This window comes from Nostoc sp. (assembly GCF_036918245.1).
GTDB lineage: Bacteria > Cyanobacteriota > Cyanobacteriia > Cyanobacteriales > Nostocaceae > Nostoc.
The window spans coordinates 92,191-108,004 of sequence record NZ_JBALEF010000049.1; the positions used below are offsets into that span (position 1 = coordinate 92,191).

General features: G+C 41.1%; 15 protein-coding genes. 11 read left to right on the forward strand and 4 right to left on the reverse strand.

What is annotated here, in order from left to right; genetic code table 11:
• Positions 1-146: 146 nt before the first annotated feature.
• Complete coding sequence (locus tag V7L12_RS13145; protein ID WP_335084664.1) at positions 147-1,466, reverse strand: hypothetical protein; 1,320 nt, start codon at positions 1,464-1,466, stop codon at positions 147-149.
• A gap of 419 nt (positions 1,467-1,885) precedes the next feature.
• On the opposite strand from V7L12_RS13145, the gene V7L12_RS13150 reads away from it, so the two are divergent.
• The 8 genes from V7L12_RS13150 (at position 1,886) to V7L12_RS13185 (ending at position 8,305) form a co-directional block, all read left to right on the forward strand.
• Positions 1,886-2,056, forward strand: a complete 171-nt coding sequence (locus V7L12_RS13150; RefSeq protein ID WP_335084665.1) for a hypothetical protein — start codon at positions 1,886-1,888, stop codon at positions 2,054-2,056.
• Positions 2,057-2,490: 434 nt separating this feature from the next.
• Complete coding sequence (locus tag V7L12_RS13155; RefSeq protein WP_335084666.1) at positions 2,491-2,985, forward strand: hypothetical protein; 495 nt, start codon at positions 2,491-2,493, stop codon at positions 2,983-2,985.
• Positions 2,986-3,296: 311 nt separating this feature from the next.
• Positions 3,297-5,747, forward strand: a complete 2,451-nt coding sequence (gene pheT, locus V7L12_RS13160; RefSeq protein ID WP_335084667.1) for a phenylalanine--tRNA ligase subunit beta — start codon at positions 3,297-3,299, stop codon at positions 5,745-5,747.
• Positions 5,748-5,852: 105 nt separating this feature from the next.
• Positions 5,853-6,122 carry a YciI family protein gene (locus V7L12_RS13165; RefSeq protein WP_289799149.1) on the forward strand — a complete coding sequence of 90 codons (270 nt, stop codon included), beginning with the start codon at positions 5,853-5,855 and terminating at the stop codon, positions 6,120-6,122.
• 42 nt (positions 6,123-6,164) lie between these two features.
• Positions 6,165-6,503 (forward strand): hypothetical protein, encoded by a 339-nt coding sequence (locus tag V7L12_RS13170; RefSeq protein ID WP_335084668.1) that lies wholly within the window; start codon positions 6,165-6,167, stop codon positions 6,501-6,503.
• 237 nt (positions 6,504-6,740) lie between these two features.
• Positions 6,741-7,535, forward strand: coding sequence for a Tab2/Atab2 family RNA-binding protein (locus tag V7L12_RS13175; RefSeq protein WP_334818283.1), 795 nt, complete (start codon positions 6,741-6,743; stop codon positions 7,533-7,535).
• Positions 7,536-7,728: 193 nt separating this feature from the next.
• The gene (gene mazE, locus V7L12_RS13180; RefSeq protein WP_335084669.1) at positions 7,729-7,959 is read left to right on the forward strand and encodes a type II toxin-antitoxin system MazE family antitoxin; all 231 of its coding nucleotides are present in this window, start codon (positions 7,729-7,731) and stop codon (positions 7,957-7,959) included.
• Complete coding sequence (locus V7L12_RS13185; protein ID WP_335084670.1) at positions 7,946-8,305, forward strand: type II toxin-antitoxin system PemK/MazF family toxin; 360 nt, start codon at positions 7,946-7,948, stop codon at positions 8,303-8,305. Before mazE ends, V7L12_RS13185 begins: the two co-directional genes overlap by 14 nt.
• Before the next feature lie 40 nt (positions 8,306-8,345).
• Here the strand turns inward: V7L12_RS13185 and V7L12_RS13190 are convergent, their stop codons facing one another.
• Complete coding sequence (locus V7L12_RS13190) at positions 8,346-9,245, reverse strand: aspartoacylase (RefSeq protein ID WP_335084671.1); 900 nt, start codon at positions 9,243-9,245, stop codon at positions 8,346-8,348.
• A 219-nt stretch (positions 9,246-9,464) separates the two neighbouring features.
• On the opposite strand from V7L12_RS13190, the gene V7L12_RS13195 reads away from it, so the two are divergent.
• From V7L12_RS13195 to V7L12_RS13205, 3 genes are all read left to right on the forward strand, one after another.
• Positions 9,465-10,655, forward strand: coding sequence for an AGE family epimerase/isomerase (locus V7L12_RS13195; protein WP_335084755.1), 1,191 nt, complete (start codon positions 9,465-9,467; stop codon positions 10,653-10,655).
• 71 nt (positions 10,656-10,726) lie between these two features.
• The gene (locus V7L12_RS13200) at positions 10,727-11,314 is read left to right on the forward strand and encodes a Uma2 family endonuclease (protein ID WP_335084672.1); all 588 of its coding nucleotides are present in this window, start codon (positions 10,727-10,729) and stop codon (positions 11,312-11,314) included.
• A gap of 305 nt (positions 11,315-11,619) precedes the next feature.
• Positions 11,620-13,047 (forward strand): serine/threonine protein kinase, encoded by a 1,428-nt coding sequence (locus tag V7L12_RS13205; RefSeq protein ID WP_335084673.1) that lies wholly within the window; start codon positions 11,620-11,622, stop codon positions 13,045-13,047.
• Between the two features lie 48 nt (positions 13,048-13,095).
• Here V7L12_RS13205 and V7L12_RS13210 read toward each other — a convergent pair whose 3' ends face one another.
• Together V7L12_RS13210 and V7L12_RS13215 are read right to left on the reverse strand one after the other, a co-directional pair.
• Positions 13,096-14,424, reverse strand: coding sequence for an ATP-binding protein (locus tag V7L12_RS13210; protein ID WP_335084674.1), 1,329 nt, complete (start codon positions 14,422-14,424; stop codon positions 13,096-13,098).
• 94 nt (positions 14,425-14,518) lie between these two features.
• On the reverse strand, positions 14,519-15,808 hold the full coding sequence (locus V7L12_RS13215; protein WP_335084675.1) for a tellurite resistance TerB C-terminal domain-containing protein: 1,290 nt from the start codon (positions 15,806-15,808) through the stop codon (positions 14,519-14,521).
• Between the last annotated feature and the right edge of the window lie 6 nt (positions 15,809-15,814).

The window sequence follows — 15,814 nt, forward strand, 5'->3', positions numbered from 1 at the left end:
GCCGCTCAATGAGAGCAATGTCAACTGCAAAGCTTAATCCAGAAGTATTGTATTCAAAATGTAATCAACTCAAGTTGGCAAAAAGGTCATTGCTACAATAGACAGACATACCGATGCAAAAACTGGCTCCTATCTGCTATAAACTTTTAGGCTATGGTAGAGAAATCATAATTTGGGTTGTTGTAGCCTGGATTTGATATGGCGGATGTTACAAGGTCAGAACTACTGAGTAAACTGCTGACATCAGTTCCTATATTTTGGCTAGGCTTAGTACTACCTAGCGATATCAGTTCGCCACTAACAGGGAAATTCCAGCCTTCATTACCAATGAGTGTTTTGTCATCACCACTGGCTTCAATCCGGTTTCCAAGGAGATTGCTGTTAGTTACATTGGCAGTGTTGCCACTACCAAGGATGTCGTTTTTACTACCAGGTAATGTATTGGCATTACCAAGGATGTCGTTGTTATTGCCTAAGTTCCAGTTACCGTTACCGTTGGTTGTGTTCTCGTTACCAAAGCCCCAGTTGCCATTACCTTCGGTTTTGCTGCCATCACCGTAGTTCCAGTTACCGTTACCGTTGGTTGTGTTACCGCTACCAAAATTCCAGTTACCATTACCGTCGGTTGTGTTGTTACTACCAAATAGCCAGTTACCGTTACCTTGGCCACTGTTACCGATAGCATTTGCACCATCTAATTTTTGAATATCAGATATCCAGTTGTCGCTCTTATAAGGTACAGGTTGACCGTTGCCAGTTTCAGGTAGGTTGCTACCACTTTCCTTGGAAGGCGGAGTGCTGCCAAATGGTAAGTTACCAGGGAGGTTGCTATCGCCACCAGATGCGTTACCACCAGATGCGCCACCACCAGCTAAGGGGTTGCTACCGCCACCAGATGCAGATGCGCCACCACCAGTTAAGGGGTTGCTACCGCCACCAGATGCAGATGCGCCACCACCAGTTAAGGGGTTGCTACCGCCACCAGATGCGCCACCACCAGCTAAAGGGTTGCTACCGCCACCAGATGCGCCACCACCAGCTAAGGGGTTGCTACCGCCACCAGATGCGCCACCACCAGCTAAAGGGTTGCTACCGCCACCAGATGCGTTAGCACCACCAAAGGGGTTGCTACCATCACCTAAGGCAGTAATATCACCGCCAACGACTCCGATGAGTTGATTGAACGGATTATTGGTATCAGTTAAAGCCCGCTCGTCAAGTGGTCGCTCGTAATTATATTTGTACTTTCCATCTTCACTGGTTGTGGATGAGTTACCACCACCGATGAAGGAAGCGAAAGTATTACTACCACTAGCAGCGCCACCAAAGCCACTGCCACTATCTAGACTGCTGCCATCGGTAGACTGCCATTTGCCATCACTGAAAGAAAAATTGCCATTACCAGTTAAATTGTTGCTAGTACTTTGTGACCCAGTAGTTTGATTGCTATTGCCAGAAGTTGCCATTAGAATTAAATTCCTATTACTCAAACTGAAATACCTCTATCAAGAGGAAGATCAACGGCATAAATGAAAGCATTTTTTTACTTGTATTTTCAATAAAAAATACTAATAAAAACAGCAATCACCACATTTAGTAAAAGTGTACAAAATCAAATTTATATTTAAAATGAACAAAATTTCGATTGTATTGCCGATTTTTTAGATTGGATTGTCTATTCTTTCGATCTTGTTGAGGTAGATTTCAGAAAAATGTCCGGCAATCCTTATGGTGAAAGCTTTAGAGGCAGTTTATCTAGTGATTTTTCGGCACAAACAGGGCAAATTTACCTCTTTGGAGTTTTACAATACAATGTAATGTAATTACACTACAAAAAAGAGTGAAGTGTGATTTTTGTAGTCTATTGAGTGAGAAAATATTACTTGTGAGATTTTATCGAGTTTTAAAGATTCAAGTTCTGCGATCGCCAAAGCAAACGCATCTAAATTACTCTCGATCGCAACCAATGTTAAGAACCAACGAAAAAATCAGTATTTCTCATTTGATTTATTTTCCAAGTCTCAAAGCCATGTCTACGATGGGCTACGCCTTGTGAAATCGTGGTCATTGCTCATCGCAAAAAACTGGGCTTGTTGAGAACAGAGAAAAAATAATGTCCCTTTTACATAATGTAATAATTGCTAAAATATGGAGTAATAATGCTAGAAAGTAAAACTACAGCCAATCTTCAAGATAAATTAAGCAACAAATTCTTTGAAAAGCACTGTTGAAGTTTTTGAAATCAGAAAAAAGCTTGTGTATTTAGATTGCTGGTTTTATGGTATTTTAGCTCAAGCGTGAAAAACCAAACGGCTCTCAATCGTAATGGTTATGCAATAAGCGATGTCTACGACGGGCTGCGCCTACGCACATCGCGTTAGCTAATTGCATTTTGTATTTTGAAGCTTCACTCTAGCAGAAAACAGAACAATTTATCAGCCTGCTTTCTGGCTCAATTAATCATAAAATTCTTGACTATGGAGTATAAAAATGAAAAGTGTAGTGAGCGCAGCAGTTATCTTAACATTTGTTAGTGGAGTAAATTGTCTTCCTAGCTATGGAATTTTATCAAATATCAAGCCTTCAAGAATCGAAGTCCAATCAATTGCTCAAGGTAATCATCAACAATTGATGGCTAAAGTTGGAACTATAGATACTCCATTTTATATTAAATATGGAAAGACAGCTTACCTCCCGACTGAAAATCTTGAAATCAAATTTTCAGAAGTTATCCAGGATTCTCGGTGTCCTTCTAATGTAACTTGTATTTGGCAAGGGGAAGTTATTATTGGATTAGACATCATAAAAAATGGGAAGCAAGTTTCAACATTAACGCTAACCCTGATCCCAGGTCGCGATCCTTTACCAATTCAACTTTCAGATAAATCTTCGGTGAAATTGATCAGGGTTTCTCCGTACCCAATCAACGGAAAGACGATCGCGCTCCAAGACTACATTGTTAAAATTGTTGTTAGTAGAAACTAAATGACTAACCTTTGACTTTTGACTTCCCTAAAGGGGTTGACACGCTTTTTTTCTAAAACAAAACCCCCGGATTTTTCACAAGCGAGAAATCCGGGGGTATGTAGTTTAACCTCAAAATCAACCAAATAAAAATAATGTCTTACTTCCCTGCATAGATACATTCTCAGTATTTACTTTATTTTTACATTGCTAGTCTAACGTAGTAGGATTGTTCAAGTGAAAGGGTAAGCCTTGCGGGACGAGTAGCCATCGATCGCTAGCAGGCACCCTAAAATAAGAGCAAAAGACGATTCCTAAAACAAGCACATTCCATGCGTATTTCTCTAAATTGGCTGCGCGAACTAGTAGAGATAAAACTTAGTCCAGAAGAATTAGCCGAAACCCTGACAATGGCAGGGTTTGAGGTTGAAGAAATTGAAGACCGCCGCACTTGGGCAAATGGCGTGGTTATTGGCAAAGTGCTTGAGCGTCAACCCCATCCCAACGCCGATAAATTGAGTGTTTGCCAAGTGGATATCGGTACAGGTGAGACTTTAAATATTGTCTGTGGCGCTGCCAATGTGAAGGCAGATATCTATGTCCCAGTGGCAACTACTGGTACTTACTTACCCAAAATTGATTTAAAAATCAAACCTGCAAAACTGCGTGGTGTCCCCTCTCAGGGCATGATTTGTTCTTTAAAGGAACTCGGTTTGCCCACTGATATAGACGGAATTCATATTTTTACCCAGGAAAATTTACCATTGGGTAGTGATGTCCGGCCGTTGTTGGGTTTAGATGATGTAATTTTAGACCTTACCGCAACTGCCAATCGCGCTGATGCTCTAAGTATGGTAGGCGTAGCCAGAGAAGTAGCAGCTTTAACCGGTGGAAAGTTGAGCATTCCTGAACCTGCTGAAGTCTCTATTCCCAAAAATACCGGAAATTTAGCTTTAAAAATTGCCGATACCCAAGCTTGTCCTGCATACATTGGTACGGTAATTGAACAGGTGAAAATTGCTCCATCTCCCGAATGGCTGCAACAGCGTTTGCGGGCGGCTGGGGTACGTCCCATTAGTAATGTGGTGGACATTACTAACTATGTTTTGTTGGAATGGGGACAACCACTGCACGCCTTTGACTGCGATCGCCTAAAATCTGTTGCAAGTAGCGAAAATTTAAGCATCGGCGTTCGCTTCGCCAATAATGGAGAATCTCTCAAAACCCTGGATGGACAAACTCGCGCCCTAGCAACCCAAAATTTGTTAATCACCGCTAACGACAAACCTGTTGCACTGGCGGGAGTCATGGGTGGGGAAGAAACGGAAGTCCATGAAGGTACTCAAAGCCTAGTTCTAGAAGCAGCTTTATTTGATTCCGTGGCAATTCGCCGTTCTTCTCGGAGTGTAGGGTTAAGAAGTGAGGCTTCTGGCAGATATGAAAGGGGAGTTAACCGGGCTGAGTTGGAAATAGCTAATCGCCGCGCCTTATCCTTAATTAGCGAATTAGCTAGTGGAATTATAGTTCAGCAAGAAATTGCTGACACCCGCCCCGATCCTTCTACCTGGAGTCGTTCTATCGCCCTGCGTTTAGACCGAGTTAATCAGATATTGGGGCCCATCGATTTAGAAGAAGACACAGGTGAACTGCAAAAACAGGATGTTGAGCGCATCCTGACTGCATTGGGGTGTCAGTTAACTTCTTCAGGAGAAGATAGCACCCATCAACCTACATGGTCAGTTTCTGTCCCACCCTATCGTTACCGCGACTTAGAGCGAGAAATTGACTTAATTGAAGAAATCGCCCGTCTTTATGGCTACAACAAATTCTGCGATACTTTACCAGAAAAAGCGGAAGCTGGTTATCTGCCTTTAGATCAAGAACTGATTCGCAAGTTACGAGCTTTCCTGCGGGCTGAAGGATTGACAGAATTAATCCACTATTCTTTAGTCAAACCAGGAGAAGACAGAAATATCGTACTGTCAAACCCCTTATTTGTTGAATATTCAGCCCTGCGAACCGATTTGATATCGGGGTTAATTGATGCTTTTCAATACAATTTAGAGCAGGGTAATGGTGCCCTCAACGGTTTTGAAATCGGGCAAATTTTCTGGCAAGAAGAAGACGGTTTGCAAGAAACAGAAGCCTTGGCGGGAATTATCGGAGGCGATCGCACCCTTGGCAAATGGTCAAAAAGTGGACGCGAAGAACCGATCACCTGGTTTGAAGCCAAAGGCATTTTAGAAAGTGTATTTCGGCAACTTAGCTTGCAAATCGAATTTCAACCCGATCGCCGCGACGAGCGCTTACATCCAGGACGCACCGCTTCTCTGTGGATTCGGGGTAACAGACTGGGGATTTTTGGGCAACTCCATCCCCAACTGCGACGAGAAAAAGGTTTACCAGATTCCGTTTATGTTTTTCAATTGGATCTAGATGTGCTTTTAGATTCTCTGGAAGAAGCTGAAATTCTCGTCCCCACATTCCAGCCTTATTCTACATATCCAGCTAGCGATCGCGACATCGCCTTTTTCGCACCTGTAAAAATCTCAGTTGCCGAAATTGAAAAAGTAATTACCAAAGCTGGTAAAGATTTGCTCGAATCAGTGGAATTATTTGATGAATATCGTGGTGAAAACGTCCCCGAAGGACAGCGGAGTTTAGCATTCCGCTTAATTTATCGGGCTAGCGATCGCACTCTTACTGAGGCTGAAGTGGAACCAGTACACAATAAAGTCCGCGAAGCCTTGGTGGAAAAATTCGGCGTCAACTTGAGAAGTTAGTCATTTGTCATTTGTCATTTGCTAGGAATGAGAAATTAATAATTCCTCACTCCCCAATGCACTGACTGCAAAATCTAAAATCCAAAATCCAAAATAGTCTTAGCTATGCCTAAATATGTACTCTGGGGAACTTACTGCGAAGACGTTATCGAAAAACGCGCCCCCTATCGTCAAGCTCATTTAGACGGATTAGCAAAACAGAAAGAATCCGGTGTGCTGATTACCATCGGCCCCACCAAGGATGTTACAAAAGTTTTTGGGATTTACGAAGCCGAAGACGAAGCCACTGTGCGCCAGTTAATTGAAAACGATCCTTACTGGAAAAATGGCATCTGGACTGAATATTCAGTCAAAGAATGGATTCAGGCTTTATAAATTGGTGTTGGGCATTGGGCATTGGGCATTGGGCATGGGAAGATGAGCTTGAATGTTGAACCTTTGAACTCGGAAGTTGAGCCTTTGAACTTGGAAGTTGAACCTCTGAACTCGGAAGTTGAGCTTCTGAGCATGAATGTTGAACCTTTGAGCATGAACGTTGAGCCTCTGAGCATGAATGTTGAGCCTTTGAACTCGGAAGTTGAACCTCTGAGCATGAATGTTGAACCTTTGAACTCGGAAGTTGAACCTTTGAACTCGGAAGTTGAACCTCTGAGCATGAATGTTGAACCTCTGAGCATGAATGTTGAACCTTTGAGCATGAACGTTGAGCCTTTGAGCTTAAAACTTTCAGTTTTACAGCAGTTTTCATGTATTTGAACCACACCTGTCGTAGGGGCGCAAGGTCTTGCGCCCCTACCGCGTGGTCTATTTACCTGAAAATAGCTGTAACTTTCCCCCATCTCCCACCTTATGGAAAGCTAAAGCTACATCACCCCCAGTCTTTTTCTTCTCTACAAGACGCTCTTGCTAGCTTGCTTCCCTATAAGGGTACAATTTTGAATTTTGAATTTTGAATTTTGAATTTTGAATTGATTTTTCCCCATTCACCACATTATGAAAATTTGGCAGGTTGATTTTTATCGTCGTCCCTCACAAGATGCGTCTGGACAAATTTTATGGGAGTTGTTGATTTGTGACGCAACTCGCAGCTTTAAGTATGAAGCCACCTGTCTCCAGTCAGCAGCAAATTCTAATTGGGTTGCCACTCAACTTGAGCTAGCTGCTGGTGAAAAATTGCCAGATGTAATTCAGGTATTTCGTCCTCAATCACTAAGCTTAATTGAGGCGGCGGGACGCAATTTAAGTATTAATGTCGAACCTACCCGCCACACCTTGGCGTTAAAGCAGTGGTTACAAGAAAAGCAATATCCCTTAACGCTGGATAAACCACCCCCAGCACCATTACCAGAAAACCTCTGGGGAGAACAATGGCGTTTTGCGACTCTAGCAGCTAGTGATGTAGAAACGAGATTTAGCGATCGCCCCATTCCCATTTTGCACATCCCAGAACATCTCAAACCAATCAATTTGGGTTTAGCATCAACAGTCCCTGTTCCTGGTGTAGTCATTTATGGTGGACGGCAATCAATGCGCCTAGCACGGTGGTTGCAGCAAGCCCGTCCCGTAAGCTTGAACTACATTTCTGGCGCACCGGATGGCTTAATATTAGAAGCTAGCTTGGTGGATAGATGGATTGTTGCCACATTTGAAGATCCAGAAGTTACAACAGCAGCTCAAGCATTTGAACAACGCAAACAGCAAAGCCGAGGATTGCATTTTTTGTTAGTTCAACCCGATGATTCTGGTATGACTTATAGCGGCTTTTGGTTATTGCGGGCAGAAAATTGATATTAATTGCCAAAAATATTTGTCTGCTTAATTTTTATAGCTAAAGAAATCGACTAAAGCGATGTCTGACTGCAAGCGAATATGTGTCTACGCTTTACTGTAATTTGCCTATATAGGCCAGATGTATAAGTTTAGCAAATTTTAGTATGATAATAAAGTCATACTAAATAGTAATACTAAAAATTAATTATAAATGCTCAAAGTCACAATTACTTTAGAAGAAGACATTTTGCAATTTATAGATCAGTATGCACAGGGGAACCGTAGTGCATACATTAATACACTGCTGGCAGAACACCGCCGCCGAATTTTAGCAGCAGAAATGATTGCAGCCCTCAAGCAGGATGCTGAAGATGCAGAGTATCAAGCTGAAATTGCGGCTTGGGATGGCGTTGCAGGAGATGGCATAAATGCCAGGGAGTAATTTAACTTATCGGCGAGGAGAAATACGTTGGGTGAATCTTGATCCAACAGTGGGGGCTGAAGCAAGAAAAATCCGCGCTTGTTTGATTGTGCAAAATGACATCATGAATCAGTATGGATTACTGACAATCGTCATACCATTTCGCCCCGGGACTAAACAAGCCCCCTATGTTGTCAATATAAAAGCAACACTAAATAATGGGCTAGACCAAGACCGTTTTATTGATGTTGGGCAAATTCGTGCTGTTGATCATAGTCGTATTTTGGGTTTGGTTGGTGTATTGGAGTCAGAGTACTGGGAACTTATTCATACAGCTTTAAATGTAGTTCTGGGATTTGTGGTTTAGGGCTGTTAGAGATAAAAGTGAGGCGAAGGCGATGAACAAATTAAACTATTTCTTCCTGCTTTTGACTTAAATACATCGCAATTCCTTTCTCGTAGTAAGCCGCTTCATTAATAAAAATAGGATAAACAGTAGACTCTCCCTCATAGAAAATATCTTTTCCTTCAAAAGTCAGAAACATTGGATCGCCTGGATGCAAAGGTTCATAATCCCTAAACTGAAGCTGGGGGTGAATCATGGCTTGAATTTCCCCGCGTAGGCGCAGCCCGCCGTAGGCATCGCTTCTAGGATAATCGACAGTTCCAATGTATTTATAAAGTGTAAGGTGGTTGCTTGTCTGCGGAACATTCCCCTGGTTGCACCCTTCAAAATAATCTAAAATTGCATACATAAGCTGTTCTGTTTCCTGAAATAATTCGGCGTTTAAAACATTTTGAGCTACAGCCCCAACTTCTATAACAAAACCCAATTCACACAAAGAACGGAGAAAACCATTTTCTTGAGATTGCTGGTTAATACAGACTTTCACTAAAGGATTAATAGAACTTAAATAAGCACCTAATCGAAGTAAGAAAGGATGCAGATCAGAAAAAATCAGACTTAACCCCATATTGGCAGTTGTGCTGTGCAAATCAACAATTACATCTACAAAAGGCTGATTTGGCGGTTGCAATATCTGTTTAATTGCTTTTGCCCGCGTATCTTCATAACTTGAGAGTTGGGGATTTTGTAAGCCTTGATTAGTGAAACAACGATTTAAATCCTTGTCAATGTATCGTTTGCCTTCTTCAATAGCTTTGAGATTACCAAGTAATGCCAGAGTTTCAAAACTCGCCCTGTTAATTAAATTAGGATATTGCTGAAACTTTTTAACTAAATGTACTCCTGTTAACTCATTACCGTGGTTTCCTCCAACGATCGCAACTCGTTCAATCTGACTCATAACAACCTCATATCTAAAAAACTACCCTACAGTTATTGAGAATGCTGCAAGATACAAGATAGAAGTATAACTGCTGCTGACTAAATCTTGTAAAAGACTGACGCGATGTCTACGACGGGCTACGCCTACGCTCCATGTTCGAGCCAAAGTATGATAACTGTTAAGCTGTTGGTTTTAGCACAAAAGGGGAGGAAATTTATGGAGTATGATTTTCAAGCGATGCCTCCGGTGGTCACTGAGCTTTGTCGAAGTGCGGGCTACGCCTACGCTGAACTTTACAAAAACGCCCTCCTCAACGACGTACTCCCCTTTTGGGAAAAATATTCTCTTGATTGGCAGCAAGGCGGCTATTTCACCTGCCTCGATCGCGAAGGCAAAATTTATGATACAGACAAATTAATCTGGCTGCAAAACCGCCAGGTGTGGACTTTTTCTATGCTTTACAACCAGCTAGAAAAACGCGAAAATTGGCTGAAAATTGCCAGCAACGGCGCTAATTTTCTCGCCCAACATGGCAGAGATAGCGATGGTAACTGGTACTTTGCCCTCACCCGTGAAGGGAAACCACTGGTTCAACCTTACAACATCTTTTCTGATTGCTTTGCAGCGATGGCATTTAGTCAATATGCACTCGCTGGCGGTGAAGAATGGGCAAGGGATGTGGCGATGCAGGCTTATAACAACGTATTACGCCGCAAAGATAACCCCAAGGGCAAATATAATAAAACCTATTCCGGCACACGCCCGATGAAATCATTGGCTGTACCGATGATTTTAGCCAACCTGACTCTAGAAATGGAATGGTTGCTGCCAAAGGAAACACTAGAGAATGTCCTAGCTGAGACAGTCCGGGAAGTGATGACCGATTTTCTCGACCAAGAACGGGGACTAATGTACGAAAATGTTGCCCCTGACGGTTCCCACATAGATTGTTTTGAGGGACGGCTGATTAATCCAGGTCACGGTATCGAAGCGATGTGGTTCATTATGGATATCGCGCGTCGGAAAAACGACACCAAAACTATTAACCAAGCCGTTGATGTGGTGCTAAACATCCTGAATTTTGCTTGGGATAGCGAGTACGGCGGATTGTATTACTTTATGGATGCAGATGGTCATCCCCCACAACAATTGGAATGGGATCAAAAGCTGTGGTGGGTTCACCTAGAGTCTTTGGTTGCATTAGCGATGGGCTATCGCTTGAGTGGGCGTGAGGTGTGTTGGGAATGGTATCAAAAGATGCACGATTACACCTGGTCACATTTTGCTGATTCAGAATACGGTGAATGGTTTGGCTATCTCAATCGGCGTGGAGAAGTATTATTGAACCTTAAAGGTGGCAAATGGAAAGGATGTTTCCACGTACCGCGTGCATTGTACCTTTGTTGGCAGCAGTTTGAGGCATTGTGATGCCTGCGGCGGTAAACAACGCAGTCAGTTTAATCTCTGCTAGTGTACAAGTACTATTGGAAAGATGTCTCATGAATGCTGTGACACCTAAGCGATTTACGATCGCTGAATACCATCGATTGATTGAACTCGGATTTCTCACAGAGGCCAATCATATTGAGTTAATTCGAGGGGAACTGATTCAAATGACAGCAAAGGGAACACCTCATACAGTTTGTAGTTCTATCCTATGCCGTCAATTGGATCGGCTTTTAGGCGATCAAGCAGTCATCCGTGGACAAGATCCCATCACCCTTCCTAATCAGAGTGAGCCTGAGCCGGATGTTGTCATTGCACGAGGAAGAGATGAAGATTATCTTGCTCATCATCCGTATCCCGAAGATATTTTGTTAGTAATTGAAATTTCGGATAAAACCATAGATTACGATCAAACAACCAAGTTGTCTTTGTATGCAGAAGCCGGAATTTATCATTACTGGATTGTGAATTTGCCAGATAGTCAACTTGAGCGTCATAGCCAGCCATATCAAAATGCTCAAAATAAGTTTAGCTATCTCAGCAAGCAGATTTCTCTATCTAACCAGTTAGTAGCGATTCCTGGATTTGAAGATGCATTATTATACTTGAATCGGTTGTTTCCAGAGAGTGCTAGTGAATGATTTTCGCTCGTCTCCTAAAGTGAGTTAAGCTATTTATGTTTTTGCGATCGCTCAGATAAGTTAGTTAAGGAAAATTGTAGGTTGGGTAGAGGCTTTGCGAAACCCAACATTTTGCGAGGTTTGTTGGGTTTGATTCCTACACATTTTTATTCTTAGGCAAAACCTACGTAGTATTGAGTAGATAGTAGGTCGAATTTTGGAAAAATACTCTCCCTAATGCTTGTTGCTGGCTTAAGTAATCTTACAATGGGGTAGGGGCAAGGAAGAAAGCTATAAAAGCGAAAAAGCTTTGGAGTCAGGAGCAAATGACCAGTCAGGAATCGGGAGATTCTAACCAAGAGATACTATTGAAACGGTATGAAGTGCAGCAGCAACTAGGCAAAAAAGCAGGACGGCGAACGCTGCTGACTCGTGACTTACAAACTCAAGAATTAGTAGTGGTCAAAATACTGTCCTTTAATAATGAGTTTGAATGGAACGACCTCAAACTGTTTGAGCGAGAAGCTGAAACTCTCAAAGCACTCTCCCACCCAGCCATTCCCGGCTACCTTGACTACTTTGAGCTAGATTCACCTAATAGCAGAGGATTTGCACTTATACAAAGTTATATCCCAGCCAAGTCTCTAGAAGCACAACTTGAAGCAGGACGTAGCTTCAGTGAACAAGAAGTTAAGGAACTGGCAAAAGCCATTCTAGAAATTCTCAAATATTTGCATGGGCGTCAACCACCCGTAATTCATCGTGACATCAAACCCAGTAATATTCTATTAACAAATCGCTCTGGTAATAGTGTGGGTGAAGTGTACTTAGTAGATTTTGGCTCAGTGCAAACCATCGCCAGAAGAAGTAGCACTATGACAGTTGTAGGAACTTACGGCTATATGCCACCAGAGCAATTTAATGGTAGAGCTACTCCAGCTTCAGACCTTTACAGTTTGGGCGCAACTTTAATTTACTTGGTAACAGGTCAGCATCCAGGCGATTTACCCCAAATAGACCTACGAATTGAATTTGAACAAGTAGCCAATATTAGCTCTGGTTTTAGGATTTGGTTGAGGCAGATGACAGAACCTATTGCTAGTAAACGCTTGACTTCTGCTGAAGATGCATTGCAAGCCTTAGAACAACCTGGAAATGCAACTCAGACCCAGAGAAGGGCGACTATTTCAACGGTTTCAACGGTAGAGAAACCTCTTGGTAGCAAAGTAGTTTTGAATAAGAATGTTAATTTCATAGAAATTATTATTCCAGCTATAAGCTCATGGAAAATGTTTATTATAGTTTGTTTCCTCTTTCCATTTATGATGCTGCCTGGGCTATCTACGCTGTTTTTGATAATAGCTTTGGCTTCCGATTTAGATTCACTTAGAATTTTTCTAATAATAATACTCTTCTTATTTTTAGTTTGCTTTTTAGGTAAGATTTTGTATATTTTGCCAGAGTTATTTGGGGAAATGCGATTGCGTATCACTAGACAAAAGATTTCACAAACATCTAATCTTTTTGGGATTGAGCATCATAGGCCACTTCTCAGTCTCAAGCAAAATGTTACTCAACTGGAACGCACACAATTTAAGATTAATAGGCCTTGCCTAATAATCTGGGCAGGAAAGAGAAATAATTATAAAATTTTTGCCAATAAGTTAGATAGTTTTTCTGTTACTACTCCAGAACTTAATTGGCTAACTCATGAACTTAGCGATTGGCTTGGCTTACCAATTACTGAAGAGTAAATTTCGTAAGGTGCGTTACACTTTGTTGACATACTGCTTTCATATTAATTACAAACTAAATTCTGCTGCATTATCTTCATCCACATCCGCATCTTTACCCATAGTAGTAGGTTTAAATTTAGAGCCATGAATTAACTCACCAAATGCAATTCCTGAATTTTGGTAAAGAATATTCAGCACACTCATAAAATCCCGCACAATTTCCCCTGGTGTAAGTAATGCTTCTGCACCCAAGCGATTAATAATTTCTTGCACAAACTCCTTCAACTCACGATTTGTCAAAGTCTGTTCATACCCAAAATTGAGTGCATGAATCTCAGCTAAACGTTGCAAAAGCGTCAAAATTTCTGCTTCACTCAACGGATTTAGCCGAATCACTGGCCCTAAATGTTCCTGAACATTAGCTTGTGCAACAAAACGGCTTTCTTTTGTGCGTCTTTGCCAAGCTTGGTCTGCAAAAAGTCCTCGTTTGGGGTCTTCTAAAAATTTAGTTGTTCCACCAACGACAATGCCAAGATGTTCTGCTTTGCACTGCATCGTATCGTTAAACATTGCCAGGAGTCGATTATAATTCTTTTCCCGCGTGACTGTAGTAGATATTTGATATAAATGTACAGCTTCATCAACTAAGATTAACAGTCCTTTATAACCAATCTCAGCTACAAATTTCGCCAACAGTTTTATATAGTCATACCAACTATCATCATCAATAATTACCCGCACTCCTAAAGCTGCTTTCGCCTCAAGTTTAGTAGTGAATTCTCCTCGCAACCAGCGCATCGCCGCATTTTTTAAATTATCATCATCCATTCGATAGCCACGCCAATAAGCGATAATCACGCTACCAAAATCAAAACCGTGAACTAAATCTTCAATATACTGAACTACTTCCCTAATTTTCGATTCAACTTGGTCATCAAAACCATCGTCATTCGGACGCATTTCAGTTTCTTTAACCACTTCTTGTTGAATTTTATTAATCCATCCTTCTAAAATAGAGACTAAAGCACCACCATCAGGACGAGTTTTTGTAGCTAGGTGGCTCATTAATTCTCGATAAGTCGCTACACCTTCATTGTTGCTTCCAGCTAATCGGCGTTCCGGGGATAAATCAGCATCAGCTACTACAAAACCTTGCTCCATCGCTCGATTACGAATTAGTTGCAGTAAAAAACTTTTCCCGGAACCGTAGTTACCAATTATGAAGCGAAATGCTGCAACACCTTCTGCAATATCATCGAGATTTTGTAATAGGCTTTTTAGTTCTTTTTCTCGACCTACTGCGATATATTCAACTCCCACTCTTGGTACTACCCCCGCACCAAGGGAATTGATTAAAGCAGTGGAGATTTTTTTCGAGATTTTGAGCTTTGCCATGTATTACACTTCACTTTATTCTAAACGCAGAAGCACGCAATAAGTAGGTAAGGTACATCACCTTACTACTAAATCTTACGACGGCAATAACAATTTAATTTGACGAAGTATGTCTAGCCATGAGACCTTCATACATCGCAATCATTTTTTTGACATCTGTTATATGCTCCTGATAAAGTTTTGGACTTTCAGAATCAGAATTAATTATTAATTCCCCAATAGTATCATTTGCCCGTTCATTTATAGAATCGATTAATAAATTTGGCATAGTGATATTTGCTTCGGCAATTTTTTTAATAGCACTATTGGGATTATCCTGTTCAACTATAGCTTTTAATACTTGTAACTCATGTCCTGGGAGATTTCTGAGAAAATTAGTCCATTCTTCAGGGATATTTTCCGATGTCTCAACTTCCGAATTTTCAATGACATCTGAAGATTCAATTATTTCAGAAAATGGAAACAACTCAATATCATCTTCTTGGGAATTATCCGACAAAGGCTCTGGATTGAATGTTTCTACTTGTTGTAGTAATTCCCATACTTGATTTTGCAATGAGTCTCGTTCTTCTTGCAATAATGAAACTTGTCCTTGTAATTGCTGTAATTCGGCTTTGTGTTCTGCTAATTGGGCTTGTGAAGAATTCAGGATAGCTTGGATATTTTCTCTTTCGGTTTTCGTTGCTACAAGCAATTGATTGTTTTGATTTGTCTCAACTTCTAGTTCTTGAATTACAATTCGCAGTTCGTATAATTTTTCTTCTAATTGCGGTTTGAGTCTGCCTAAAAGAGTTAAATTACTTTCAATTTCTTGTTTTTCGTGTTTTAGCTCGGAAATTTGACTTTGCAATTGGGTGATTTCAGCACGAGATACATTACAATTGGACTCTAAACGGCGCTTCTCTGCTGTGAGGAGAGAAAAAGCATAATTCAATTCAGTTTGATTGTTGTGCAAATTATTAATTTCAGTTTGCAGGCTACTAACTTCTGTTTCTAATTGCTTCTTTTGTCCTGCAAATGTTCTTAATTCTCGATGTAGACTATCTCTTTGGCTACGGCTTTCTATGACTTGATTTTGTAGCTGTTGTGATTCAGCATATAATAAATTATGATGTCCTTCAATTTGATTTATTTCTCTGACAACACGAGCCTTTAATCCCTCCATATCTTTAATTCGCTTGCGGAGAGAACCTAAAACAAACATTTCATAATTTCTGCGCCGCTTGTCTATGAATAATGCTGTTGTATGGATAGTAACGGCAGTAATTACACCTGTGAGAAAGGCTTTATTAAAATCCCAGCTTGGGACAAGGCTAAGACCAAAACTCACACTAAAGGCAACTATCACTAGTATAAATCGATTGCTGATCGTTACTGATTGCATATTGCT

Excerpts from the sequence above, each read along its gene's own strand:
- pheT (WP_335084667.1), top strand. The coding sequence starts at position 3,297 with ATGCGTATTTCTCTAAATTGGCTGCGCGAACTAGTAGAGATAAAACTT.
- V7L12_RS13155 (WP_335084666.1), top strand. The coding sequence starts at position 2,491 with ATGAAAAGTGTAGTGAGCGCAGCAGTTATCTTAACATTTGTTAGTGGA.
- V7L12_RS13195 (WP_335084755.1), top strand. The coding sequence starts at position 9,465 with ATGCCTCCGGTGGTCACTGAGCTTTGTCGAAGTGCGGGCTACGCCTAC.
- V7L12_RS13175 (WP_334818283.1), top strand. The coding sequence starts at position 6,741 with ATGAAAATTTGGCAGGTTGATTTTTATCGTCGTCCCTCACAAGATGCG.
- V7L12_RS13210 (WP_335084674.1), bottom strand. The coding sequence starts at position 14,424 with ATGGCAAAGCTCAAAATCTCGAAAAAAATCTCCACTGCTTTAATCAAT.
- V7L12_RS13170 (WP_335084668.1), top strand. The coding sequence starts at position 6,165 with ATGAGCTTGAATGTTGAACCTTTGAACTCGGAAGTTGAGCCTTTGAAC.
- V7L12_RS13165 (WP_289799149.1), top strand. The coding sequence starts at position 5,853 with ATGCCTAAATATGTACTCTGGGGAACTTACTGCGAAGACGTTATCGAA.
- mazE (WP_335084669.1), top strand. The coding sequence starts at position 7,729 with ATGCTCAAAGTCACAATTACTTTAGAAGAAGACATTTTGCAATTTATA.
- V7L12_RS13145 (WP_335084664.1), bottom strand. The coding sequence starts at position 1,466 with ATGGCAACTTCTGGCAATAGCAATCAAACTACTGGGTCACAAAGTACT.
- V7L12_RS13190 (WP_335084671.1), bottom strand. The coding sequence starts at position 9,245 with ATGAGTCAGATTGAACGAGTTGCGATCGTTGGAGGAAACCACGGTAAT.
- V7L12_RS13205 (WP_335084673.1), top strand. The coding sequence starts at position 11,620 with ATGACCAGTCAGGAATCGGGAGATTCTAACCAAGAGATACTATTGAAA.
- V7L12_RS13200 (WP_335084672.1), top strand. The coding sequence starts at position 10,727 with ATGAATGCTGTGACACCTAAGCGATTTACGATCGCTGAATACCATCGA.
- V7L12_RS13185 (WP_335084670.1), top strand. The coding sequence starts at position 7,946 with ATGCCAGGGAGTAATTTAACTTATCGGCGAGGAGAAATACGTTGGGTG.
- V7L12_RS13215 (WP_335084675.1), bottom strand. The coding sequence starts at position 15,808 with ATGCAATCAGTAACGATCAGCAATCGATTTATACTAGTGATAGTTGCC.